Here is a 20,518-nt window from a genome sequence, read left to right as displayed (position 1 = left end):
GGATGTCATCATTTCCAATCTAGTAGGAAATTATGCATTTTGCATAGAAAAGTAATCTTTTGAAAAAATAATATTAAAACATCTGGTACCCACTTTTACGTAAAAATCGAATGACAAAACCAGATACTATCGTGCCTAAAAAGCCAGAAAGTAAAATGATAAAATCAAAACCAGTAATAGAAATTAATCGAGAGAAAGCAGTTGAAAATGCCTCACCTGGTGAAGTGAAATAGTTACTTATAGCTATGTTGTCAACGATAAAAAGAACAACAAAAGGATAAATAAAGGCCATTAGCCATGTTCTTCTAAGTAACATATTTAGGATAAATGCGATTCCGAAAAAAATAACAAAAAATAATATAATGGAAACGATAAATTGTATCAAGTTCTATGTTCTCCTTTGCATTCTTCGCTTATTTATAGTTTTAATTCTATAAGCAAATCATAAAAAAAGCAAAGACGAGGTAATCGCCTTTGCTTTCTAAGATTGGCATATATTAATAAAAGAAATTAAATTTACCTTTTTTAAGCATTAAGCCAACTCCACCTAATTTTAATAGGTAGCGGTTATCACTCATTTTCTTCATGAACGTTGCTTTCCAACCAAATAGCTTCTTGTCTCCAAATACAACACCCATAGCATCATTATGACCAAGTGAAGCAAGTGTTCCTAGTGGCTTATACTCAAAAGCTTCTAATTCATGTCCTTTTATAAGTGCTACAACATTATGAGCAACTATTCCAGACTGCTGAATTGCAATTTGAGCTGTTGGTGGATAAGGTCGGCCATTTTCTTCGTTCATGATTAGTGCACAATCCCCAACTACAAATACATTATCATATTCAGGTGAACGCAAATCAGGACGAACTTGGATTTTTCCACGATTTGTTTCAAATCCAGACTTCTCCACGATAGTGTTTGCTTTTACACCAGCCGCCCAAATCGTTGTTAGAGTTGGAATCTCATTTAATTTTCCATCTTTTTCGTATACAACACTTTCAGGCTTGCTTTCTTTCAATAGTGCACCTGTAACGAATTCAACACCACGAGCTTCTAAAGAATTCATCGCATACTCTACTAATTCAGGGTCAAATCCTGGTAAAACAGTTGGTGCTCCTTCAATATTAATGATACGAACTTGTGACTTATCGATATCATACTCTTTACATAATTCTGGGATTCTATTTGCTAATTCACCGACGAATTCAATACCTGTGAATCCGCCACCCCCAACCACAATATTTAAACGTGAAGGATTATTATCCTTATGAAACTCTGCAAAATTATAATCTAGATGCTCTCTAATTAAGCGAGAAGAATTAATATCATTAATCATGAAAGCGTTTTCTTCTAATCCTGGAATTCCAAACGTTGCAGATTCAAAACCTAAGCCAATGACAAGGTAATCGTACTCTAATTCACTATTTTGAAGTTTAACCTTGTTTTCCCCTGGTTTAATTTCAACAACAGTATCCTGCACAAAGTTTACTTTATGTTGATTGATAACATCCTTGATTGCAATTCTTGCTTGATCTTGATGAACTGTTCCAGCTGATACCTCATGTAACCAAGTTGTTTGGTAATGATAGTCGTTCTTGTTCACTAAGGTAATGTTTGCTTCATTTACTCCTAGTGACTTTTGTAATTTTACTGTGGTCATAATACCACCGTAACCAGCACCTAACACTACGATATTAGGCTTTTTCATTCATCATCACATCCATTTTAATATTTGTAATCTATTACATTGTGTATGTGACATTTTTCACGAATAAGATCAAAAAAAGAGATAAAACCAATAGAAAGTGATTGTCACATCTTCGTAATATATTGTCCATCCTATATAATAGCCCTTTTAACTATAATTTTCAACCCTAAAAATATTTTTAAACTCTTTTCGTAAAAGCCTGATTTATTACAAGTGAAACTATTTTATGGTACGATATTAGTGGTATTTTTTGAGATAACTAGAATGAACACTACTTTCATACCCAATAAAACTGTAAGAGGAGGTAAATATATGTCAGAGCAAGTATTCGATGTTACAATTATTGGCGCAGGTCCTGTTGGGCTTTTTACTGCTTTTTATGGTGGAATGCGTCAAGCAAGTGTAAAAATAATTGAGAGTTTACCACATACTGGTGGGCAATTAGCAGCCCTTTATCCAGAGAAATATATATATGATATCGCCGGATTTCCTAAGGTGAGAGCACAAGACTTAGTAGACAATCTTGAAGAACAAGTAAAGCTGTTTAATCCAACGATCGTATTAGGTCAATCTGTAGAGACTGTCGAACGACTTGAAGATAACTCGTTTAAATTAACATCTAGCACTGGTGAAGTCCACTATACAAAGACCATGATTATTACTGCTGGGAATGGTGCATTCCAGCCTAGAAGATTAAACATCATGAACTCTGAAGAATTCGAGGATATCAACCTTCATTACTATGTGAAAGATATGAACCGTTTTAAAGATAGAAAAGTAGCCATTCTCGGTGGCGGTGATTCAGCAGTTGACTGGGCACTAATGCTAGAGCCAATCGCTGAAAAAGTATACTTGGTTCATCGACGTAATGAATTTCGCGCGCATGAGCATAGTGTGGAAACTTTATTAAACTCGAAGGTAGAAGTACTTACTCCATATACACCGAATGAAATTACTGCTTCCGACAGAATTGAAAAAGTTTTGTTAGAAGAAGTAAAAGGTGAAAAAAAACTTGAGTTAGAGATTGATGATGTCATTTGCAACTATGGATTTATATCTACATTAGGTCCTATTAAGAACTGGGGTCTTGAAATCGAAAAAAATAGTATTGTAGTTAATACCAAAATGGAGACCAATATTCCAGGGATATATGCTGCAGGAGATATCTGTACCTATCCCGGAAAAGTAAAGCTTATTGCAACTGGTTTTGGTGAAGGACCAACTGCAATTAATAACGCAAAACAATACATCGATCCAAAAGCTCGTGTACAACCAAAGCACTCAACCAGTATGTTTGAATAATAATCATTGGTACCAGGTAGGGTTTCGGAGCCAACAATTCAACCTACCTAAATAAGGATAACTATAACGAAAAGCATGAAAAGGGAACATCCTCTTCATGCTTTTTATTAACATTTCTCTGGGGCACCAACTGTTTCTTTTGTGCGGAATGATGATCCACATCCACAAGAAATAATCGCATTTGGATTATCGATACTAAATCCGCCACCCATCATGTTTTGTTTAAAATCAATTGTTGTTCCTTGAATTATTGGAATGTCTTGTTTGAAGATGAGAACTGGGATACCGTTGATTTCTTCCTCATGATCTAATTCTTCATTTACATGTTCATCAAAACCGAGTGAATAAGACAATCCGCTGCAGCCGCCACCCTTCACTCCAAAACGCAAACGCACGTTTGGTGATTCTTCTTTCATCATTTCTTTTATTTGGAGACATGCACTATCTGTTAGCGTTATAACCATTCTTATTCCTCCTCATTAATTGCTTATGTTAAGTATACCTACGGTGGATCATGGTTTTCAAATATTAAGATTTTCCAATACATCATACATAGTGATAGGTACCTGCTGCTACTACCTCAGCTTGACCAGTCATCCATACAAAACCAGCTTGATCCCACTTTACCATTAAGTCCCCACCATCCAAGTGTACCCTAATGGTTTGGTCTTTCGGAATAAGTTGATTTAATGTCGCTGCAACTACTGCTGCACAAGCACCCGTACCACAAGCCATCGTTATTCCAGATCCACGCTCCCAAACGCGAAAATTTAATTCTCTACCGTTGACTACTTCCACAAATTCTACATTAACCCCTTCAGGGAATCGTGAATCTTTTTCAATAATCTCACCTAATTCATTCAAAGGGGCCTCCGCAATTTTATCTACGAAAAACACTGCATGAGGATTTCCCATCGAAACTGCTGTAACATATAATACTTGGTTACCCACCTTAAATGGTTCATTCACCACAGTCTCCAGCTCTTCCCCAACCATTGGAATCGAGGATCTGCTCAATCTAGGTCTTCCCATATTAATCGTAATTTCATACACCTTCTCATTATGAACCATAACTTCAACATCAACATTGCCGGATTTTGTCTCGATTTGGAAGATACGGTTCTTTACCAGCCCTGCTTCATAGGCATATTTAGCTGTACACCGTAGACCATTTCCACAGTTTTTTCCCTCTGACCCATCTTTATTAAATATTCGCATCCCAACATCCGCTTCTTCACTCGGATGAATTAATATTAGTCCATCTGAACCAATACCTGTATTAACATTTGATACCTTTTGAGCGAGATCCGAAAGAAGCTCTTCTGCTACCTGTGACTTAAATAAATCAAGATAAACATAACTATTACCTAAGCCATGCATTTTGATAAAAGGTATTTCCACGCTATACCCTCATTTCGCTTCATTCAATAATTTAACATTTCGGTTATCAAGAGCCTCATAAATAGTTTTCAAACGCGGAATTCCTTCTGCAACCATTTCATCATTCACAAATACAATAGGGTAAAATAAATCTTCATCAAAGATTCGTTCAATAAAGTTCTGATGCTTTTCATCCTGTTGTGGTTTATTAATATCAATATATTCATATTCAATAACATTGTCTTCGTATTTTCTAGCAATTGCCGCCTGTAGCCACTCATAAGTATCTTTGGAACCTGGTGCACCAACACAGCTTGCACAAATCTGTTCAGCACCGTAAACCGTAATCATCACTTTGGAATCCACCTTGTGTTCCCCCTTTTTTTCAATACATCCATTAGTTTCTTTTATTTTACAAAATCTTTATATAAAGATAAAATAATAATAACTATTTTAGTATTGATCTTATGCATAGATTTTTTCATAGAAGACCATTATAATTAGGTTAGGAAAGGAGAAGATGGATAATGCGTGAACAAGTTCAGGAAGTTTTAAATAAATTACGTCCATTCTTACTACGTGATGGTGGAGATGTGGAGTTAATTGATGTTGATGAAAATGGCATTGTACTTCTTCGTCTCATGGGTGCATGTGGTAACTGCCCTAGCTCAACGATTACTTTAAAAGCTGGTATTGAACGAGCACTAATGGCAGAAGTACCGGGTGTAAAGGAAATTGAACAAGTATTTTAATAAAATAGAAGCAGACAACTTTTGTTGCCTGCTTTTTGTATGTTATCCCTTTTCTAGCCAATGCAATACTGGAATATCGTATTCCCGAAAATTCACCTGAAGCAAATCGAATAAACGATTTAATCGTTTCTCGTACCGTACTTGTGTTTGTAATAAAGCTTCTAACTCATAGAAGTACCTCTCATACTCTTTCCCCTGAAAGCCAGCCTCCATTAGATCAAAAAAATGGATTGGAAATAATAGTCGTGCATATAGTAAACGCCAACCAAAAATCGATAATGGCTGTACCCCCTGATAATCTCTTATAAAAACGTACACCTCTTCTAATGCTGTCTCATTATTATCTAATAATTTGTAGCGTATGTACTCTGCGATATCCCGAGTTGGGTGATCAAATACGAGGTCATCTGTCCATATAACTGGTGCAATTAAATTATCTTGGTACCTTCTAAAAGCAAAGACTCCAGTGTCTGCCTGATGAAATCTTCTTTCCGATTCACTCTCCTGTATATATTGAATAGCATTTTCACTAATTCCTATAATATAAGGAAACACATCTACTAATAAACGGTAATAATCATTCCCATTTTCTTTCAACTCTTCTTGTAATTTATGTTCAAATGCAGTTAATTTTCTAATCCATAAGTCCTTCCACATTCCATAGCTTGAAATTTCCTGCGGTTCATATTGATAGGAAGCTGTTATATTATGAAATTGTGCCAACTGTTTCCCGTGTGATTCGATTGGAGAGTGCTGAAGGTTAGAAACACGTAGAACAAGATATTGTTGACCATCATTTTCAACGAACCAAGAATTATTCTTTGTTAATATTGGAATTGCAGTATGATTATAGCCATTCTCTGCTAGAAAATAGGCTAGCGCAGCTTGCTCCAGTAGTACCATTTCCTTGTTGGATGAAGAAATGATAAAATAGTTAGTATCATGATCACGAAAGCCTTCTCTACCATTTATTAATACATGCTCTTTAGCATAAATATTATAATTTACAAATAGTAATTCTTTCATCATATTTCCCTCCCACATACCATTACTATAATGTATGAAAATATTAGCCAATCTTAACCAAAAAAGGAGAAACGGTGATAAACATGAATAAAAAATTAAAAATGAGCGAACTGGAACAAAAAGCAAGAGAATTATTAGAAGAAAGAGGCGTTACCTTAAAGGATATTGCGGAACTCGTCTATTACCTACAATCCAATTATCATGAAAATTTAAGCTTAGAGGATTGCTTATACAATGTAGATAGAGTCTTAGAAAAGCGCGAAGTGCAAAACGCTATCTTAACTGGGATTCAATTAGATAAACTAGCAGAAAAGAAAATGCTGGAGGAGCCTTTGCAAAAAACAATTGAGACAGATGAAGGCCTTTATGGAGTAGATGAAATCATTGCTTTTTCAATCGTAAATGTTTACGGTTCCATTGGCTTTACAAATTACGGCTATATTGACAAACAAAAACCAGGTATTCTAAAGCGACTAAATGACAAATCAACTGGGGAATGCCATACCTTTTTAGATGACATTGTGGGTGCAATTGCAGCAGCAGCATCTAGTCGGTTAGCACATTCAGCAGTTCATGAATAATGAAACGAAAGGGATGCTCCACTGATTACAGTGTGAGCATCCCTTATTAAGAAAGCCATTCATTCAAATTTTTTACATAATAGGTTGGTTTAATTGGTAGTTCCTCATATTGTTCAAATGGCGTAACACCAGTAAAAACCATTAATGTATCGATCCCCGCATTAATTCCTGCACGAATATCTGTATTGTAATTGTCTCCAACCAGAATGGTCTCTGATTTAGACGTACCAAGAACTCGTAACGCTTCTTCCACAATAATGGTTTCAGGTTTCCCAATAAATTGCGCTTCCACTCCCGTACTTACCGTAATAACAGTTGTAAACGCTCCATTTCCAGGCACAAGTCCTTGTTCTGATGGAAATGCGTTATCACTATTCGTCGATATTAAGGCAGCACCCTTTTGTACTGCAAGACTGGCTTTTGCTAGCTTTTCATAGGTTATTTGATGGTCAATTCCCATAATCACAGCGTCACATTCCACATTATCTGTTATTTGTACCCCTTCCCTATGTAAAGCATCAAAAAGTCCTTCTTCACCGATAACGAAACAGGTACCATGAGGTAGCTTTTTCTTCACATATTTACCAGTAGCCATACTACTTGTAAATACTTCCTCTGGCTTTGCTTCAATACCAAGCATAGTTAACTTTTTCGCGACTTGCTCTGGCGTCTTAGAAGAATTATTCGTTAAAAATAAAAGGGATTTCCTTTCCTGGCGAAGCTTCTTAATAAAACTTGGTGCCTCTTCAATAACTTTATTTCCACGGTACATAGTCCCATCTAAATCAATCAAATAGCCATTATACTCTTTCAACTTAAAATCTCCCTATTCTTTTGTAAACGCATTTGCAACTCCTAGTTCGTTATGCAAATATTCTCTTACTCGTGAGGTGAACTGAAGAAGAACAGAATAGTTCTCCGTTATTACACGGTTTAATTTATCATAATCAATATGTAGATAGTCCTTTACAAGCATTTTTCTAAGCTCTATCACTGCTTTATATGCATTACTATCTGACGCTGGAATAACTCTTTCATCCACTAGAATATCAATAATATCCTCATAGCTCCCTGGGTCCCTCATGATAAAACCATCAATCATCATGTTACCCACATCAATAATGGCTTCTATTAATAGCTGAGTAAGTCTTTCTAAGGCTAACTTTTCTTGATAGCTTTCCACTGTTATTGTCTTATGTTCTGTTAAAAGTCGTTCAATAAACTGTAATGTTGCCTCTACTTTTTTCCGTTCAACAAAATACATCACGCAACCTCCAATAAAATCCTTCACTGATATCTTAACACAAAAATGTCATTCATTTAATTTTGTTGTATATGTAGACCAACAAATGGAATAGTAAGATTCTATTCAAAAGGGAAACTATTGATAAGAAAGGGATGAGAACCATGAATAAAAATGATAAAAAACGTTTTTCCGATTTTTCTACTGTTCGTAACCGAAAAAACCTATTAATACCAGAAGAATTTCCAGAAGGAGCCTTTGGGGCAAGTATTGGGCAGGACGATCCCGTATTTAGTAAATCTACCCCATGGGAAAAGGGACAACGTAGACTTAGTGCTTTCGTCTATCCATACAAAGAGTTGCATGAGGATCTTCCTAGACAAATTAGTGGTGCACATCCAATCCACGACCATCCAGATGATGTTACACCAGAGCAAGAAGAATAGACTGTCTCATAAGGGGTCTCCCCCTTTTTGTGACAGTCTTTAATCTATTTTCTGTAATACAAAATAAGCACAACCGAAATTACAATATTCATATAGATAATCATCTAACGTACTGATTTTCGAGTCTTCTGCAGCCTTTGAATTATGATCATGATAAAATCCTTTTAACCTTAGCTGCTCATAGCCCCAATCACCAACTATAAAGTCATATTTCTTTAATATTTCAGAATAGCGCTCTTCCAACGCCTCTTGTTGAAATCCATCTTTAACATTTTCGATTAACTCGTAATTTTTTCCAAATATCTCAACCAAAAACATTCACCCCTCCCGAGTTGTCTATAGTTTACCACATTTTCCGTTAGTACTGCCATTCTGTTTTTAATTGCATGATTTCCTCGTTATACAACAAACTAATATTATTCAGTCAGACATTAAAAGGAGGAGAAGTTATGAAGAATAAAGTGCTTATTTCTATCGTTAGCGTAAGTATATTGCTTTCAGCCTGTGCTCATACAGACACATCTACCGGTGAGCGTGAACAAGTTCTAGACCAATTAGATCCAAATCGTGAAAATAAAACGCAAAATACTACTGATATAAATGATAAATTTGGCTATGTGAACTATAAACGTGACCAATTAGTGCAAGATAGAGAAGATAACCATGTGGCGAGTATTAATCGAGTTGAAATGGCGGACACCATTGCCAGATTAATCCTACGAAACGAGGGCTTTAACCAAGTTGCAGCACTAGTTACAGATGAGCATGTCCTAATTGCATACGATCGTGACGAAGGCCTGAGTCCAGAGGTTGCTGCAGATATAGCAAGTAAGACCGCCGTTTCTGTAATGCCTGCCTTCTATGATGTTTATGTAACAGATAACGATACATTAATACCTGATATCCAAAGCCTGCATAACACAACTACATCAAGTATGAACTATAATAACACCATCAATCGCATTATTAAGGAAATGAAAAAGTCACCACAAGGAATTAAGCATAAAGAGGATGTTATGGACTAGCGATTCGTTAGTCCAACTCCTTTTCAAACAGGAGGTGGAAAATTGTTGAATAAGAGAATTATTGTAGCTTTGCTTTTTTTCCTATTGTTCATCATATTTCTTCCGTCCCATCGATTTGCTGAGGAGAAAAAAGAAGAACCTATATATGATAAACGGATGGCTTTATACAAGAAAACAGAATCACTAACTCAAATTCCTTGGTACTTTATTGCTGCAGTTGATCAATATGAAAGGCAGATTCATAAAGATTTAAAAGAAGATCAGATTATTTCCATTCGGATTCCACAAGAAATTTGGTTTGGTCCAGGTAACCAGTCGATGGATATGGAGATGATTGAAGTATTTAACGGAAAAGGCAAGGATGGAAATGGTGATGGAAAAGCAGACCCAAATAACGGTGAGGATGCTTTATTAACCTTTGCTACCATGATTCAAGCATATGGTCATAATGAGGAAGATTTTAAAATTGCTCTCTGGGAATATTATAAAAGGGATTTAACCGTTCAAACGATAAAAAACACTGCTCGTGTATTTAAAGAGTATAACAGTATTAACTTAACAGAACGAGACTTTCCTGTTGCCATTAATTATAACTATACGTACCGCAGTACATGGGGAGATCGGCGTGGTTTTGGTGGAAAACGGATCCACGAAGGAACAGATATTTTTGCTGGATATGGTACCCCTGTGCATTCTACCACTTATGGGGTTGTTGAACTTATTGGATGGAATTTATATGGTGGCTGGCGAATAGGGATACGTGACATTTTTAATATTTACCATTATTATGCACATTTAAGTGGCTATCAAGAAGGAATAGAGATAGGACAAATCGTAAAGCCTGGCGATGTGCTTGGAAGTGTTGGTTCCACTGGATACGGTCCGCCTGGAACTTCAGGAAAATTCCCTCCACATCTCCATTATGGAATGTATAAAGATAACGGCTATAGTGAATGGTCCTTTGACCCCTATCCTTATTTAAGGAAATGGGAAAGAATGGCAAGAGATAACAGATAAAAATCAGGGTGACATACAGAAAAAATCTATATGACACCCTGACTACTTTATTTTGCAGCTTTTGATTTCTTAACAGCATGAATGATACTTGCTGCAAGCCCTCCCCAAACAATTACAATGGACAAGATCATGAAAAAAATCCAAGACATCCTTATTGTGCCTCCTTTGTAAGTGTTTCTTTTTCGGCTTTTGCTGGCTGTTTCCATTTTACAAATGATAATAGGATACCAACCACTAGAGCTCCAATGGCAACTGCCCAGCCGCCCCACATAATAAAGACATCTGGATACCCTTCATAGTTTCCAGTTGGGGTATCAAATTTTTTGAATATATTCTGGTATAGTAATCCAACCATCATGTAACCAAGAACAATTGGTGTAATAACAGATAAACTAATCGTCCACCATGCTCCTAGACGGATATCAGAAATTTCATTAGAATGATCTTTAAGATTTTTTACTTCCCTTAAGATCCATGCTACTAGGACCACCTCTACTAATCCTAATAATGCAACACCAAACTGATTAATGAAATAGTCTGCTGCATCCAAGAAATACAATCCACCTTGTGTTGCGAATAACAACGAAATTACCGCTGCAAAACCACCACCAAATAAAACCGCTTTGGTTCTAGAAATTTTAAATTTATCTACTAACCCTGCAACATATGTTTCAGTAATGGACATTAAGGAAGTAAGTCCAGCTAATACAAGAGATGCGAAGAATAAGAATCCAAATAAAGCGTTCAATCCAGGGAATTGATTAATAATTTCTGGAAATACTACAAATGCCAATCCTACCCCCGCCGATACCACTTCACTAACTGGTTCCCCTACTTGACCAGCCATAAATCCTAAAATAGCAAATACACCGATACCTGCTAAAATTTCAAAAGCAGAGTTACCAAATCCAGTGATGAAGGCATTGTTGGTCAGGTCTGATTTTTTTGGTAAATAACTTGAATACGTAATCATAATGGCAAACGCAATAGATAAACTAAAGAAAATTTGTCCATATGCAGCTACCCATACATCCGGATCTAGAATAGCACTAAAGTTTGGAGTGAAAAATGCTTCTAGTCCATCGATAGCACCTGGTAAAGTAATTGCACGAATAACAATAATAAGGAAAATAACTACCAATGCTGGAATAAAGATTCTGTTGGCAATTTCTATACCTTTTTTAACACCTTTAAAGAGGATACCTAAAGTAATAATCCATACAAGAATTAAAGGTATTAAAACTCCAGGAACTAGACTACCCATTTCACCCGGTTCGACCGTTCGCTTTAAATAATCCCCCATTAAGAAAGCACCTGTATCAGAACCCCAATTCAACTTGAAAGAAAATACTGAATATGACATTGCCCAGGCAATAATTACGGAATAGTAGGTTGAAATAACAAAGGCAACTAATACTGCCCACCACCCAATAAATTCAGTCTTTTTATTCATTCTTCTGTACGTTAACGGTGCTGATCCTCGATACTTATGCCCCATTGTAAATTCTAGGATAAGAATCGGAATACCTGCGGTTAATAGAGCAAATAAGTAAGGAATTAAGAAAGCTCCTCCACCATTTTCATAGGCAACCGCTGGAAAACGCCATATATTCCCCAAACCAATGGCAGATCCAACTGCTGCAAAAATAAAGCCTGCCCTTGTTCCCCACTGAGAACGTGTTTCCATTAAAAGACCTCCTCCTATTTTTTTCTTATTACTCACTATTTTGTTGTAATAAGTTATTACCCCTATTTTGTTTAGCTAGTAATCCCAAGAACTAAAAAGGATTATATTTTCTGAAATTACTTAACTTGTCTGTATTATAACGGTACCTTTTGCCTATGTCAAAGTATTTTTAATATTTACTATATATTATATTTTCTAACTTGATTTACATTCTAGTAAAAATTTTATTTATCTTTATTTCTATTCGAAACAATAAATTCTGAACAAAAAAAGCAGGGGAAACTCCCCTACTTTTCCATTGTTTTATAGCTCATGTTCAATTCGATTCATTGACAAAATGTTTATTTCAATAAATTTTTGTTTCTTCTTTTTATACTCCATCCAGATATTTGGATACTAAATTCAAATAATAGAATTAACGGGATAATTACTAAAATATCGGAAACAAAATCTGGTGGTGTAAGTGAAACACCGATAATGACCAATATGAAATAAGAAACTTTTCTAGCCTTTTTTAGTCTGTCTGGGCTGAGTATTCCAATTCTCGATAGGAGCATGACAATAACAGGAAGCTCAAAAATAATACTAACTGGAAACACGATATTAAAGAGTAACGTGAAATACTGTGAAATTCCATAGGTTTCAGTAGCACCAATATTATGATTGATTGAACTCATAAAATTTAAAACCATCGGAAATAAAATAAAAAAGCTAAAAGAGACTCCTATACCGAATAATAGGAAAGAACTTGGAATATAGAAAAAAGTAGCCCTTGCTTCTTTTCTGGTTAAACCAGGTTTAATAAACCTCCATAACTCATAAACAAATACAGGTATCGTGCAAAAACTAGATACTAAAATGGAACACTTTAAATAAATCATAAAACCGTCGGTGAAATTAAATACATTCCATTCTATATTGTCTGGAAATGTATAATCTCTTATAAATTCTAATATTGTCGGTGATATCACATATCCAAAAATAAAGGAAAAAATAAATACAATAGCAACGATTAATAATCGTCTTCGTAATTCTGTTAAGTGTTCCAGAAATGTCATGTCGTGATTCATATTTTCACCTTTTCATTCCTATTCAATGATTTCATACATAATCATAACGCATAGCTAGGAAAAAATAAAAGGTTACTGGAGGTTATTTCATTATGTTCTTTGCCTTTTCCTACTACTTGTTCTACTCCAACTGAATGTAATCACAATAATTAAAGAAAGACTCACGACAAATCCTAATAACAGATGTTCCATGAAACCTATGATTAGATATCCTACGGCAGATGAAATGGCCACTATGAATGCATAAGGTAGCTGAGTCATCACGTGATCAATGTGATTAGCACCGGCCCCTGTTGATGACAATACCGTTGTATCCGATATTGGAGAGCAGTGATCACCAAATACAGAACCTGCTAACACAGCTGCCAAGGATGGGATAAGTAAATTGGTATCTGCAACCGCCATAATATTAGAAGCTATTGGTAGCATAATTCCAAAAGTCCCCCAGGATGTACCTGTTGCCAGTGCAATAAATCCAGAAATAACAAAGAAAATAAGTGGCAATAGACTAGTACTAATATTAGCATTTTCAACTACTTGAGCTAAATATTCGCCAATTTGCAGGGTAGATATAATGGAGCCAATCATCCATGCCAGTAGCAAAATATATATTGCTGGGAGCATTGCTTTAATGCCTTCTATAAATACAAGACTAGTTTTTACTTGATGTTCTCTTTGTAATAGAAACAAAACAAATGAAACAATTACTGCAGCCAATCCTCCATAAAATAGGGATAAGTTTACATTTGTATTTTCAAATATGGATAAAATCGTTATCTGTTCGCTACCCATTGCTCCAGTAACAAACATTAATACAATTGTAACGATTAGTAATACAACTATTGGAATAATCAAATGGTAAATGCGACCCTTTTTACTTGGTTCGAATACATTAGACAAGTCGCCAGGAATTTTCGCGCCCTTTGGAACTACCTCTCCATGATTCATAGCAAGATCCTCATGCTTTCTCATTGGACCAACATTTAAATTAAATAATGCTACTAAAAATACAAGGACAAGTGCACCAATTGCATACAAATTATAAGGAATCATTTGTACAAACGCTTGTAATGGTTTTAAGTCCGTAGTTACCACTAATCCACCTACTAGACCGATTAAATAAGCCCCCCAGCTAGAAATTGGTGAAATGACTGTAACTGGAGCTGAGGTAGAATCAATATAATAAGCTAATTTCGCACGGGAAATATGATGTCTATCTGTTAACGGTCTTGCAATTTGTCCAACAGCTAAGGCATTAAAATAGTCATCAATAAAAATGATAATGCCAAGTATTGGTGCCATTAATTGTGCACCTCTTCTTGTCTTCACTTTAGCAATCATCCAGTCACCAAAGGCCTGGCTCCCACCTGTAGCCTGAAGGAAGGCCGTCATGATTCCTAAGAGAATTAGAAATCCAATCAATTGGATTTCGCCAATGTTAAAGGCTCCATCGGAAATAAAAATACCAATAAATACGGACCAAATCTCCACAACACTATCCACAATATTAAAGTTGTGGATAAATAATGCTCCTACTATAATGCCTATCCCTAATGATAATAATACTTTCCTAGTAAGTAACACTAGAATCAACATAATTAGTGCAGGAATAAGCGAAAAAATAGTTCCTTCCATAAACGTTACCTCCAATTGTAAATAGTTTATGCTATTTGTTCATGGAGATACGCTTCACGAAGAAAGACAAAATAAAAAAGCAACAATAGAAAATAACCTATTATTGCTTCCTGCATATACGTTATCCTCCATTTCGATCTGTAGTACTCCATGCGAACAATAGCATGACAGTTTGCCTCTTATTCAAAGACAACCCAGCAAATAATAAGTTTGACCCTTATTACGCTTCGGCAAATAAGCCCTTCATCAATAATCATCGTTGTCATTCTCCTATTGATTACTCATCTTATTTGCGCCTCTACCTCACCGATCTGATAAGGTCATCTATTAAGTTATATGACTACTATACTAAATTATTTTTCATCTTGCAAATTTTCTTTTGGAATAGCTATAGATGGATTACCTCCAGCTCCTCCATAAAAGTCTGGAACTTCTCCCATAACTAATGACTTCCCAATTAATATTCTTGTACTTACAGGTGTAACACTTGTTGTAAATGGTACAACAATCTGGACGTCTGCATCAACTTGAACATATATGGATACAAAAACATTATTAATACCTAGCTCTTCTACTTCTTGGACTAATTCCGTACGTACACTTCCAACAAGCTCTAAGTTTACAGGAATTTTTGGACCTAGATTTGCCAAAATAGAATTCCCTGTAGCCTGACCAATTGGAATTTCAATTACGGTTGGATCACGATCAACTAGCTCATCCACCGTATCGCCATAAACATCAGGCTCACCTAATGGATCCGAATAGTGTGGTGGTGTCCCTCGGTTCATACTGTGAAAAAACTCCTCCACACGGTCTGTTGCAGCACGATTAATTTTGTTCACAACAGAAGAATCCCAATCAACAATTGAAATATTTCCCTGGGCATTTTTTTCCGTTATTGCTATATCCTCAAAGGTGTACTCCTCAGCAAATTTAACTGCTGCATTTATTCCTCTTGTAGCAAACTCTGTAGTCTTTCTTTCAGCTACCTCCATAATGGTTGGTGTGATTTTCTCGTCGATAAACTGTAAACTTAAATACGTGATTACGATAAATAATATGAAGGAAATCATGATTACGTATCTAGCTTGTGGAGGAGTTCCCCTTCCTCTAAATCCCATCCGATGCCTTTTCATAAAAAAACCTCCTCGAAACAATCTATGCTTGTTCCAAGAAGGGTATACTAGGATTTATTTAACTAAATTACATTTTGTAATGGTTACATTCAATGACTTTGATAAGTCAACTGTATATGGTTCCACGTCTTTATCATTTTCCTTTAATATTCGGATAATTGGCCGATCACATATCGTTTTGTTTTGCTTCATTACCACACCTTGGCGATTATCACTTAGTTCAACTGAAATTCCATTAGGATAGACTGCGACACTACTCTTAAATGCCTCCACAACCCGGATATCAAATTGCTCAACAGCACTACTATACAATAGTTCTACACCTTCATGTGGAAGCATTGCTTTACGATAAACACGGTTACTTGTTACCGCATCAAAGACATCTGCTACACCAATGATTTGTGCAAAAAGATGAATGTCGCTTCCTTTTAAACCTCTTGGATATCCAGTTCCATCTAGACGTTCATGATGCTGATATGCACAGTGTGCCACTACCGAAGAATAATTATGATTTTTTCGTAATACATCATATCCGAAAGTTGTGTGAGATTTCATTATTTCATATTCTTCATCGGTCAGTTTATCTGGTTTTTGTAAAATTTCAGGATCAATAAAAACCTTGCCTATATCATGTAGAATAGCACCCTTACCTAATTCTGCTAATTCTTGCGCATTCAAATTCAGTGTCGCTCCAATTGCTAGCGCATAAATAGTCACATTTAAGGAATGTTGAAATATGTAATCATCGGTAAGATATATATCTGTAAGCAAAGAAATAGATTCATCATGACTAGAAATTTCCTCCGCAATCCGGTGTATAATCTCAGTTAAATTCTTTTCTCCTTCATCCAACACAAATGAATTTTTATTCAATTTATTTTTCTGGACATCAGCAAAAAGAGACCTCATCGACGAAGTAGCATCCTGTCTTAGGCGATCTGACAGAACGGACTGAACAACAATATCCTTTGTCGCTTCATCCTCAATATACACATATGTAATTCCTTGTTCCAGTAAGCGCTTTACAAGTCTAGCCGTAAATTGTACACCACTGTGAAGGAGTATTGTACCATTATCTCGATAAATTGTTTGGCCAAGCACTTCCCCGGGTTGAATGGAAGCTGTAGCTACTAATCTCATAAGATTCTCCTAACTAGTATAAATACCGCAAATCTCGACAAATTACTATTCAAATACTATCATTTCTTAAGTAAAAAATCTATTCAAACATTTAACAATAATTGAAAGAGTAGAATGCATAGTAGCGGGCTCCGTGAACAATTTTCAACTTGATTTACTTCAAAAGATATTTAGAACTGGGGTATTCGTCATATAGACCAAGTATTTTTTTAGTAAAATGATGTTTAGCGGTGTCCTATACGTCATTTCATGCTAACTTTCTCCGTGAAATGATGTTTACACGGGCTCTATTCGTCATTTCATGCTAACTTTCTCCGTGAAATGATGTTTATACGGGCTCTATTCGTCATTTCATGCTAACTTTCTTCGTGAAATGATGTTTATACGGGCTCTATTCGTCATTTCATGCTAACTTTCTCCGTGAAATGATGTTTATACGGGCTCTATTCGTCATTTCATGCTAACTTTCTCCGTGAAATGATGTTTACATGGATTCTATTCGTCATTTCATGCTAACTTTCTTCTTGAAATGATGTTTACATGGATTCTATTCGTCATTTCATGCTGACTTTCTCCGTGAAATGATGTTTACACGGGCTCTATTCATCATTTCATGCCGACTTACTCTCCATATTGACGTATACATATAAAACTTCATTCAACAAATTTTCATTAAATAAAAATGCCCCCGAAAAGGAGACATTGTCGTTATGATATTCTTTTTAGAGCCTCTTTTCCAACCATGCCGACTTCCCAGCCATATTCTTTGGAAGCCTCTGTAATTTTTTCTAGTGGTGCACTTAATAGATCGTCGATTGTTCTGACACCAACTGCCCGTGCAGCAATTATTTTCCGATCCTTAAGTTCTTCACTTAACAAATCAACATCTAATGCACCGCACATGATATAGCCAATCTCATTAGTAATCATCAACAGATTGGTTTTGGGCAACTCGACTCGAATCGCTGTAAACATGATACCATCTACATCAAGGGGATTTACAGTAATCATAAACATGAGCCTCCTTTTATAAGTACACTATATGTCTATGCAAAATGGAGGGCTGATGTCACGATGCGAACTCTAGTAATTATTCACCATAATATTCACGGAGGGTATCCGCAAGATAGTCACGAATAAAGGTCGGTAGAATATAGGTCTTTTTCTCAGACTTCGCCACTTCCGGCAATAATCGGCCAAACGTGAAGGAGTCTGCTGTTACAACCTGATATGTTTTATCCAGACTTATAGGTTCCCCTTTATAATAAATTTCGTCCACATATTCCTTTCCATTAGGATGATAATCTGTTTGAACCTCAATTCCAGCAAACACCATTTTTCCTAATACTTTCCCACGAAACCCGAACCCTTTTAACTCAAAGTTCATAAATTCGTCTGTTAACGATGCTCGTACAACTTCTAACAATTCTGCTCCAGTTAATTCCACGATACAAGGATTAATCGGATGTGGACAGATCCTGTGAATATCCCCCAATGTTATTTCTCCAGTTGGAAAATGATCCAAAAGTAAACCAGCATTAAACATTGCACATTCCGCACCAGTTTCCCTTAAAATTTTCTCTACTAATTGCTCCATGATAGGTGTGTTCTCATACCAACCAATTCGTATTGGCTCTTCGATTGTAATAATTGTTTTATTTAATTTCTCATTTGCTGCATGCTGGAGATTCTTCAATAATGCCTTCGTCTCATGGTTTTCTGGATAATTAGAAATGTCTGTTGCAAATGCCTCCATGTTGATTAACTTATTTCCCTGGTGATCCCAGGTTAAAATAACCTCACCAGCAAAATAACAATGCTTGCCAGCTGCAGTTATAATAGCTTGATTTACTTGTTCCCCTGTACGCAATAAATGATGGGTATGCCCTCCAATGATGACATCAATTTCAGGAAATCTCCTTGCAATTTCCTCATCCTCGTTTATCCCCAAATGGGACATAAGCACAATAATATCAACAGACCCTGTTAATGTCTTAATTTGCTTTTCCAATACCTCATAAGGATCAGCCACATGCCAACCCAATAATTCATAGTAATCATTAAATGGGGCTGTTAATCCAATAACTCCTATTTTTACCCCTTGTTTTGTCTGAACCTGAATGGTAGATTTTAGCCATGGTGGTAACACATTATCCAAGCTTTGCAAATTTGCACAAACAACCTGAAAATTAGCTTCGTCATATAAATGGAATAAATCTTCATGGGCAAACGTTATCCCTTCATTATTACCAATGGTCACCGCATCATAGCCAATTTCATTTAGTAGATCTATATTCCCTTTTCCCATTAGACCTTCAGCGATTGGATGAACTCTGTCTACATGGTCCCCAATATCAAATAACCAATATGAATCATCGTTTCGTTGTCTCTTTTCCTTAGACGTTTTCATAAATTCAGCAACCTTTGGCCACTGTGCAAAATTACTATGTAAGTCATTCGTATAATATAAGTAAATTTTCTCCTGCATGTAAAAAGCTCCTTACGCCGTTAATCCATTAACAATCATCCGTATACCAATTAAAATTAGCATTACTCTCAACACCCACTCTAGAGTTTTCCCATTTAATCGCTCATTCAATCTAGCACCCAGCTTACCACCAATCCATGCCCCAGGAAGAAAGAGTAGTACATACTCCCACATGATATGACCAAGCGCTATGTGCGTAATTGACCCTACAAGACTAACAAAAAGTATCATAAACATGGAGGTTGCTGTCGCAATATGAACAGGGAATCCAAACAATAGAATCATTGCCGGCACCATAATCGAGCCTCCACCAATACCGAATAACCCAGATAAAGTACCTACTAAAAGCGAAAGAAAGAATGCAATCCCTATCGAGATAGAGTAATGGTATGTCTCTCCATCAACCTTGAATGTTCGCACACTTTTCGCCGTTAAATCGATTGGCTTTTGTGGAGCTCGTTTTAGAAAAAATAACAAAGAGATTAAAATAACGAGAAATCCAAAATAAAGTAAAAATGCTTCTGTTTCGATAAACTGGTTTAGCCAAGAACCAAACATCCCACCCGGAATGCTTCCTGTTAGAAATAATAGTCCAGTTTTATAATCAACCCTACCTCTTTTAAAATAGGTAATTGATGAGGAGATAGAGGTGAAAATCATCGTAAATAAGGAAATACCAACAATTGCTTGTGGTGTAGCCCATCCAAAACCCGGAACAAACTGATTTAACACGAGTAAGCTTGGGATGAGGATTACACCACCGCCAAGCCCTACTAAGCTACCTAGAAGAGCTGTTAATATTCCAATGAGGATGCAAATAATAAAAGTCATGTCTATACTCCAGTTCAATTCAATTCATTTCTATCAACTATTTTAGCATT

At 36.0% G+C, this 20,518-nt stretch carries 24 protein-coding genes and 1 riboswitch; of the genes, 6 read left to right on the top strand and 18 right to left on the bottom strand.

Translation table 11 applies throughout. The features are described 5' to 3' along the window. Positions 1–73 precede the first annotated feature (73 nt). Positions 74–385 (bottom strand): YuiB family protein, encoded by a 312-nt coding sequence (locus tag HNR27_RS03670; protein WP_429338794.1) that lies wholly within the window; start codon positions 383–385, stop codon positions 74–76. A 112-nt stretch (positions 386–497) separates the two neighbouring features. Further along, complete coding sequence (locus HNR27_RS03665; protein ID WP_429338793.1) at positions 498–1,709, bottom strand: NAD(P)/FAD-dependent oxidoreductase; 1,212 nt, start codon at positions 1,707–1,709, stop codon at positions 498–500. A 312-nt stretch (positions 1,710–2,021) separates the two neighbouring features. Between HNR27_RS03665 and HNR27_RS03660 the strand changes: the two genes are divergently transcribed. Next, positions 2,022–3,011, top strand: coding sequence for an NAD(P)/FAD-dependent oxidoreductase (locus HNR27_RS03660; RefSeq protein WP_212922085.1), 990 nt, complete (start codon positions 2,022–2,024; stop codon positions 3,009–3,011). 107 nt (positions 3,012–3,118) lie between these two features. On the opposite strand, the gene HNR27_RS03655 is transcribed toward HNR27_RS03660, so the two are convergent. The 3 genes from HNR27_RS03655 to HNR27_RS03645 all read right to left on the bottom strand — a co-directional run bounded on the left by HNR27_RS03655 (position 3,119) and on the right by HNR27_RS03645 (position 4,742). Continuing rightward, positions 3,119–3,475, bottom strand: coding sequence for a HesB/IscA family protein (locus HNR27_RS03655; RefSeq protein ID WP_212922086.1), 357 nt, complete (start codon positions 3,473–3,475; stop codon positions 3,119–3,121). Positions 3,476–3,557: 82 nt separating this feature from the next. Beyond that, positions 3,558–4,391: a diaminopimelate epimerase gene (dapF, locus tag HNR27_RS03650; RefSeq protein ID WP_429338843.1), complete on the bottom strand. Its 834-nt coding sequence runs from the start codon at positions 4,389–4,391 to the stop codon at positions 3,558–3,560. 30 nt (positions 4,392–4,421) lie between these two features. After that, positions 4,422–4,742 carry a YuzD family protein gene (locus tag HNR27_RS03645; protein WP_429338842.1) on the bottom strand — a complete coding sequence of 107 codons (321 nt, stop codon included), beginning with the start codon at positions 4,740–4,742 and terminating at the stop codon, positions 4,422–4,424. Positions 4,743–4,918: 176 nt separating this feature from the next. Between HNR27_RS03645 and HNR27_RS03640 the strand changes: the two genes are divergently transcribed. After that, entirely contained in the window at positions 4,919–5,143 is a 225-nt protein-coding gene (locus HNR27_RS03640) for a NifU family protein (protein WP_212922088.1), read from the top strand. A gap of 42 nt (positions 5,144–5,185) precedes the next feature. On the opposite strand, the gene HNR27_RS03635 is transcribed toward HNR27_RS03640, so the two are convergent. Next, the gene (locus tag HNR27_RS03635; RefSeq protein ID WP_429338792.1) at positions 5,186–6,172 is read right to left on the bottom strand and encodes a protein kinase family protein; all 987 of its coding nucleotides are present in this window, start codon (positions 6,170–6,172) and stop codon (positions 5,186–5,188) included. Between the two features lie 80 nt (positions 6,173–6,252). Here HNR27_RS03635 and HNR27_RS03630 point away from each other — a divergent pair, with 80 nt between their 5' ends. Continuing rightward, positions 6,253–6,750: a phosphatidylglycerophosphatase A family protein gene (locus HNR27_RS03630; protein WP_212922089.1), complete on the top strand. Its 498-nt coding sequence runs from the start codon at positions 6,253–6,255 to the stop codon at positions 6,748–6,750. A 46-nt stretch (positions 6,751–6,796) separates the two neighbouring features. On the opposite strand, the gene HNR27_RS03625 is transcribed toward HNR27_RS03630, so the two are convergent. Next, positions 6,797–7,564 carry a TIGR01457 family HAD-type hydrolase gene (locus HNR27_RS03625; RefSeq protein ID WP_429338791.1) on the bottom strand — a complete coding sequence of 256 codons (768 nt, stop codon included), beginning with the start codon at positions 7,562–7,564 and terminating at the stop codon, positions 6,797–6,799. A gap of 12 nt (positions 7,565–7,576) precedes the next feature. Beyond that, complete coding sequence (gene hepT / locus HNR27_RS03620; protein WP_212922091.1) at positions 7,577–8,014, bottom strand: type VII toxin-antitoxin system HepT family RNase toxin; 438 nt, start codon at positions 8,012–8,014, stop codon at positions 7,577–7,579. A 143-nt stretch (positions 8,015–8,157) separates the two neighbouring features. Here hepT and HNR27_RS03615 point away from each other — a divergent pair, with 143 nt between their 5' ends. Further along, positions 8,158–8,439: a hypothetical protein gene (locus tag HNR27_RS03615; protein ID WP_429338790.1), complete on the top strand. Its 282-nt coding sequence runs from the start codon at positions 8,158–8,160 to the stop codon at positions 8,437–8,439. A 39-nt stretch (positions 8,440–8,478) separates the two neighbouring features. Here HNR27_RS03615 and HNR27_RS03610 read toward each other — a convergent pair whose 3' ends face one another. Further along, positions 8,479–8,751 (bottom strand): YutD family protein, encoded by a 273-nt coding sequence (locus tag HNR27_RS03610; protein ID WP_212922187.1) that lies wholly within the window; start codon positions 8,749–8,751, stop codon positions 8,479–8,481. 137 nt (positions 8,752–8,888) lie between these two features. Between HNR27_RS03610 and HNR27_RS03605 the strand changes: the two genes are divergently transcribed. Then, positions 8,889–9,464 (top strand): YhcN/YlaJ family sporulation lipoprotein, encoded by a 576-nt coding sequence (locus HNR27_RS03605; RefSeq protein WP_429338789.1) that lies wholly within the window; start codon positions 8,889–8,891, stop codon positions 9,462–9,464. Positions 9,465–9,509: 45 nt separating this feature from the next. Next, on the top strand, positions 9,510–10,481 hold the full coding sequence (locus tag HNR27_RS03600) for a M23 family metallopeptidase (protein ID WP_429338841.1): 972 nt from the start codon (positions 9,510–9,512) through the stop codon (positions 10,479–10,481). 47 nt (positions 10,482–10,528) lie between these two features. On the opposite strand, the gene HNR27_RS03595 is transcribed toward HNR27_RS03600, so the two are convergent. From HNR27_RS03595 to HNR27_RS03555, 9 genes are all read right to left on the bottom strand, one after another. Continuing rightward, positions 10,529–10,630 (bottom strand): MetS family NSS transporter small subunit, encoded by a 102-nt coding sequence (locus HNR27_RS03595; protein WP_429338788.1) that lies wholly within the window; start codon positions 10,628–10,630, stop codon positions 10,529–10,531. 2 nt (positions 10,631–10,632) lie between these two features. Further along, entirely contained in the window at positions 10,633–12,168 is a 1,536-nt protein-coding gene (locus HNR27_RS03590) for a sodium-dependent transporter (protein WP_429338787.1), read from the bottom strand. Positions 12,169–12,509: 341 nt separating this feature from the next. Then, complete coding sequence (gene tatC / locus HNR27_RS03585; protein WP_244853706.1) at positions 12,510–13,238, bottom strand: twin-arginine translocase subunit TatC; 729 nt, start codon at positions 13,236–13,238, stop codon at positions 12,510–12,512. Positions 13,239–13,328: 90 nt separating this feature from the next. Then, positions 13,329–14,873 carry a Na+/H+ antiporter NhaC family protein gene (locus tag HNR27_RS03580; RefSeq protein ID WP_429338786.1) on the bottom strand — a complete coding sequence of 515 codons (1,545 nt, stop codon included), beginning with the start codon at positions 14,871–14,873 and terminating at the stop codon, positions 13,329–13,331. Between the two features lie 133 nt (positions 14,874–15,006). Continuing rightward, positions 15,007–15,182, bottom strand: a riboswitch (Lysine riboswitch). A gap of 44 nt (positions 15,183–15,226) precedes the next feature. After that, positions 15,227–16,009 (bottom strand): sporulation protein YunB, encoded by a 783-nt coding sequence (yunB, locus tag HNR27_RS03575; RefSeq protein ID WP_429338785.1) that lies wholly within the window; start codon positions 16,007–16,009, stop codon positions 15,227–15,229. A 54-nt stretch (positions 16,010–16,063) separates the two neighbouring features. After that, complete coding sequence (locus HNR27_RS03570) at positions 16,064–17,149, bottom strand: HD-GYP domain-containing protein (protein WP_429338784.1); 1,086 nt, start codon at positions 17,147–17,149, stop codon at positions 16,064–16,066. A 708-nt stretch (positions 17,150–17,857) separates the two neighbouring features. Continuing rightward, positions 17,858–18,160 (bottom strand): YunC family protein, encoded by a 303-nt coding sequence (locus HNR27_RS03565; protein WP_429338783.1) that lies wholly within the window; start codon positions 18,158–18,160, stop codon positions 17,858–17,860. Between the two features lie 79 nt (positions 18,161–18,239). Next, on the bottom strand, positions 18,240–19,637 hold the full coding sequence (locus HNR27_RS03560) for a bifunctional metallophosphatase/5'-nucleotidase (protein ID WP_429338782.1): 1,398 nt from the start codon (positions 19,635–19,637) through the stop codon (positions 18,240–18,242). Positions 19,638–19,649: 12 nt separating this feature from the next. Further along, positions 19,650–20,468, bottom strand: coding sequence for a sulfite exporter TauE/SafE family protein (locus HNR27_RS03555; protein WP_429338781.1), 819 nt, complete (start codon positions 20,466–20,468; stop codon positions 19,650–19,652). Between the last annotated feature and the right edge of the window lie 50 nt (positions 20,469–20,518).

Source organism: Ornithinibacillus bavariensis (assembly GCF_050433565.1).
GTDB lineage: Bacteria > Bacillota > Bacilli > Bacillales > Amphibacillaceae > Ornithinibacillus > Ornithinibacillus bavariensis.
This window is presented reverse-complemented; position numbering and strand designations above follow the sequence as displayed.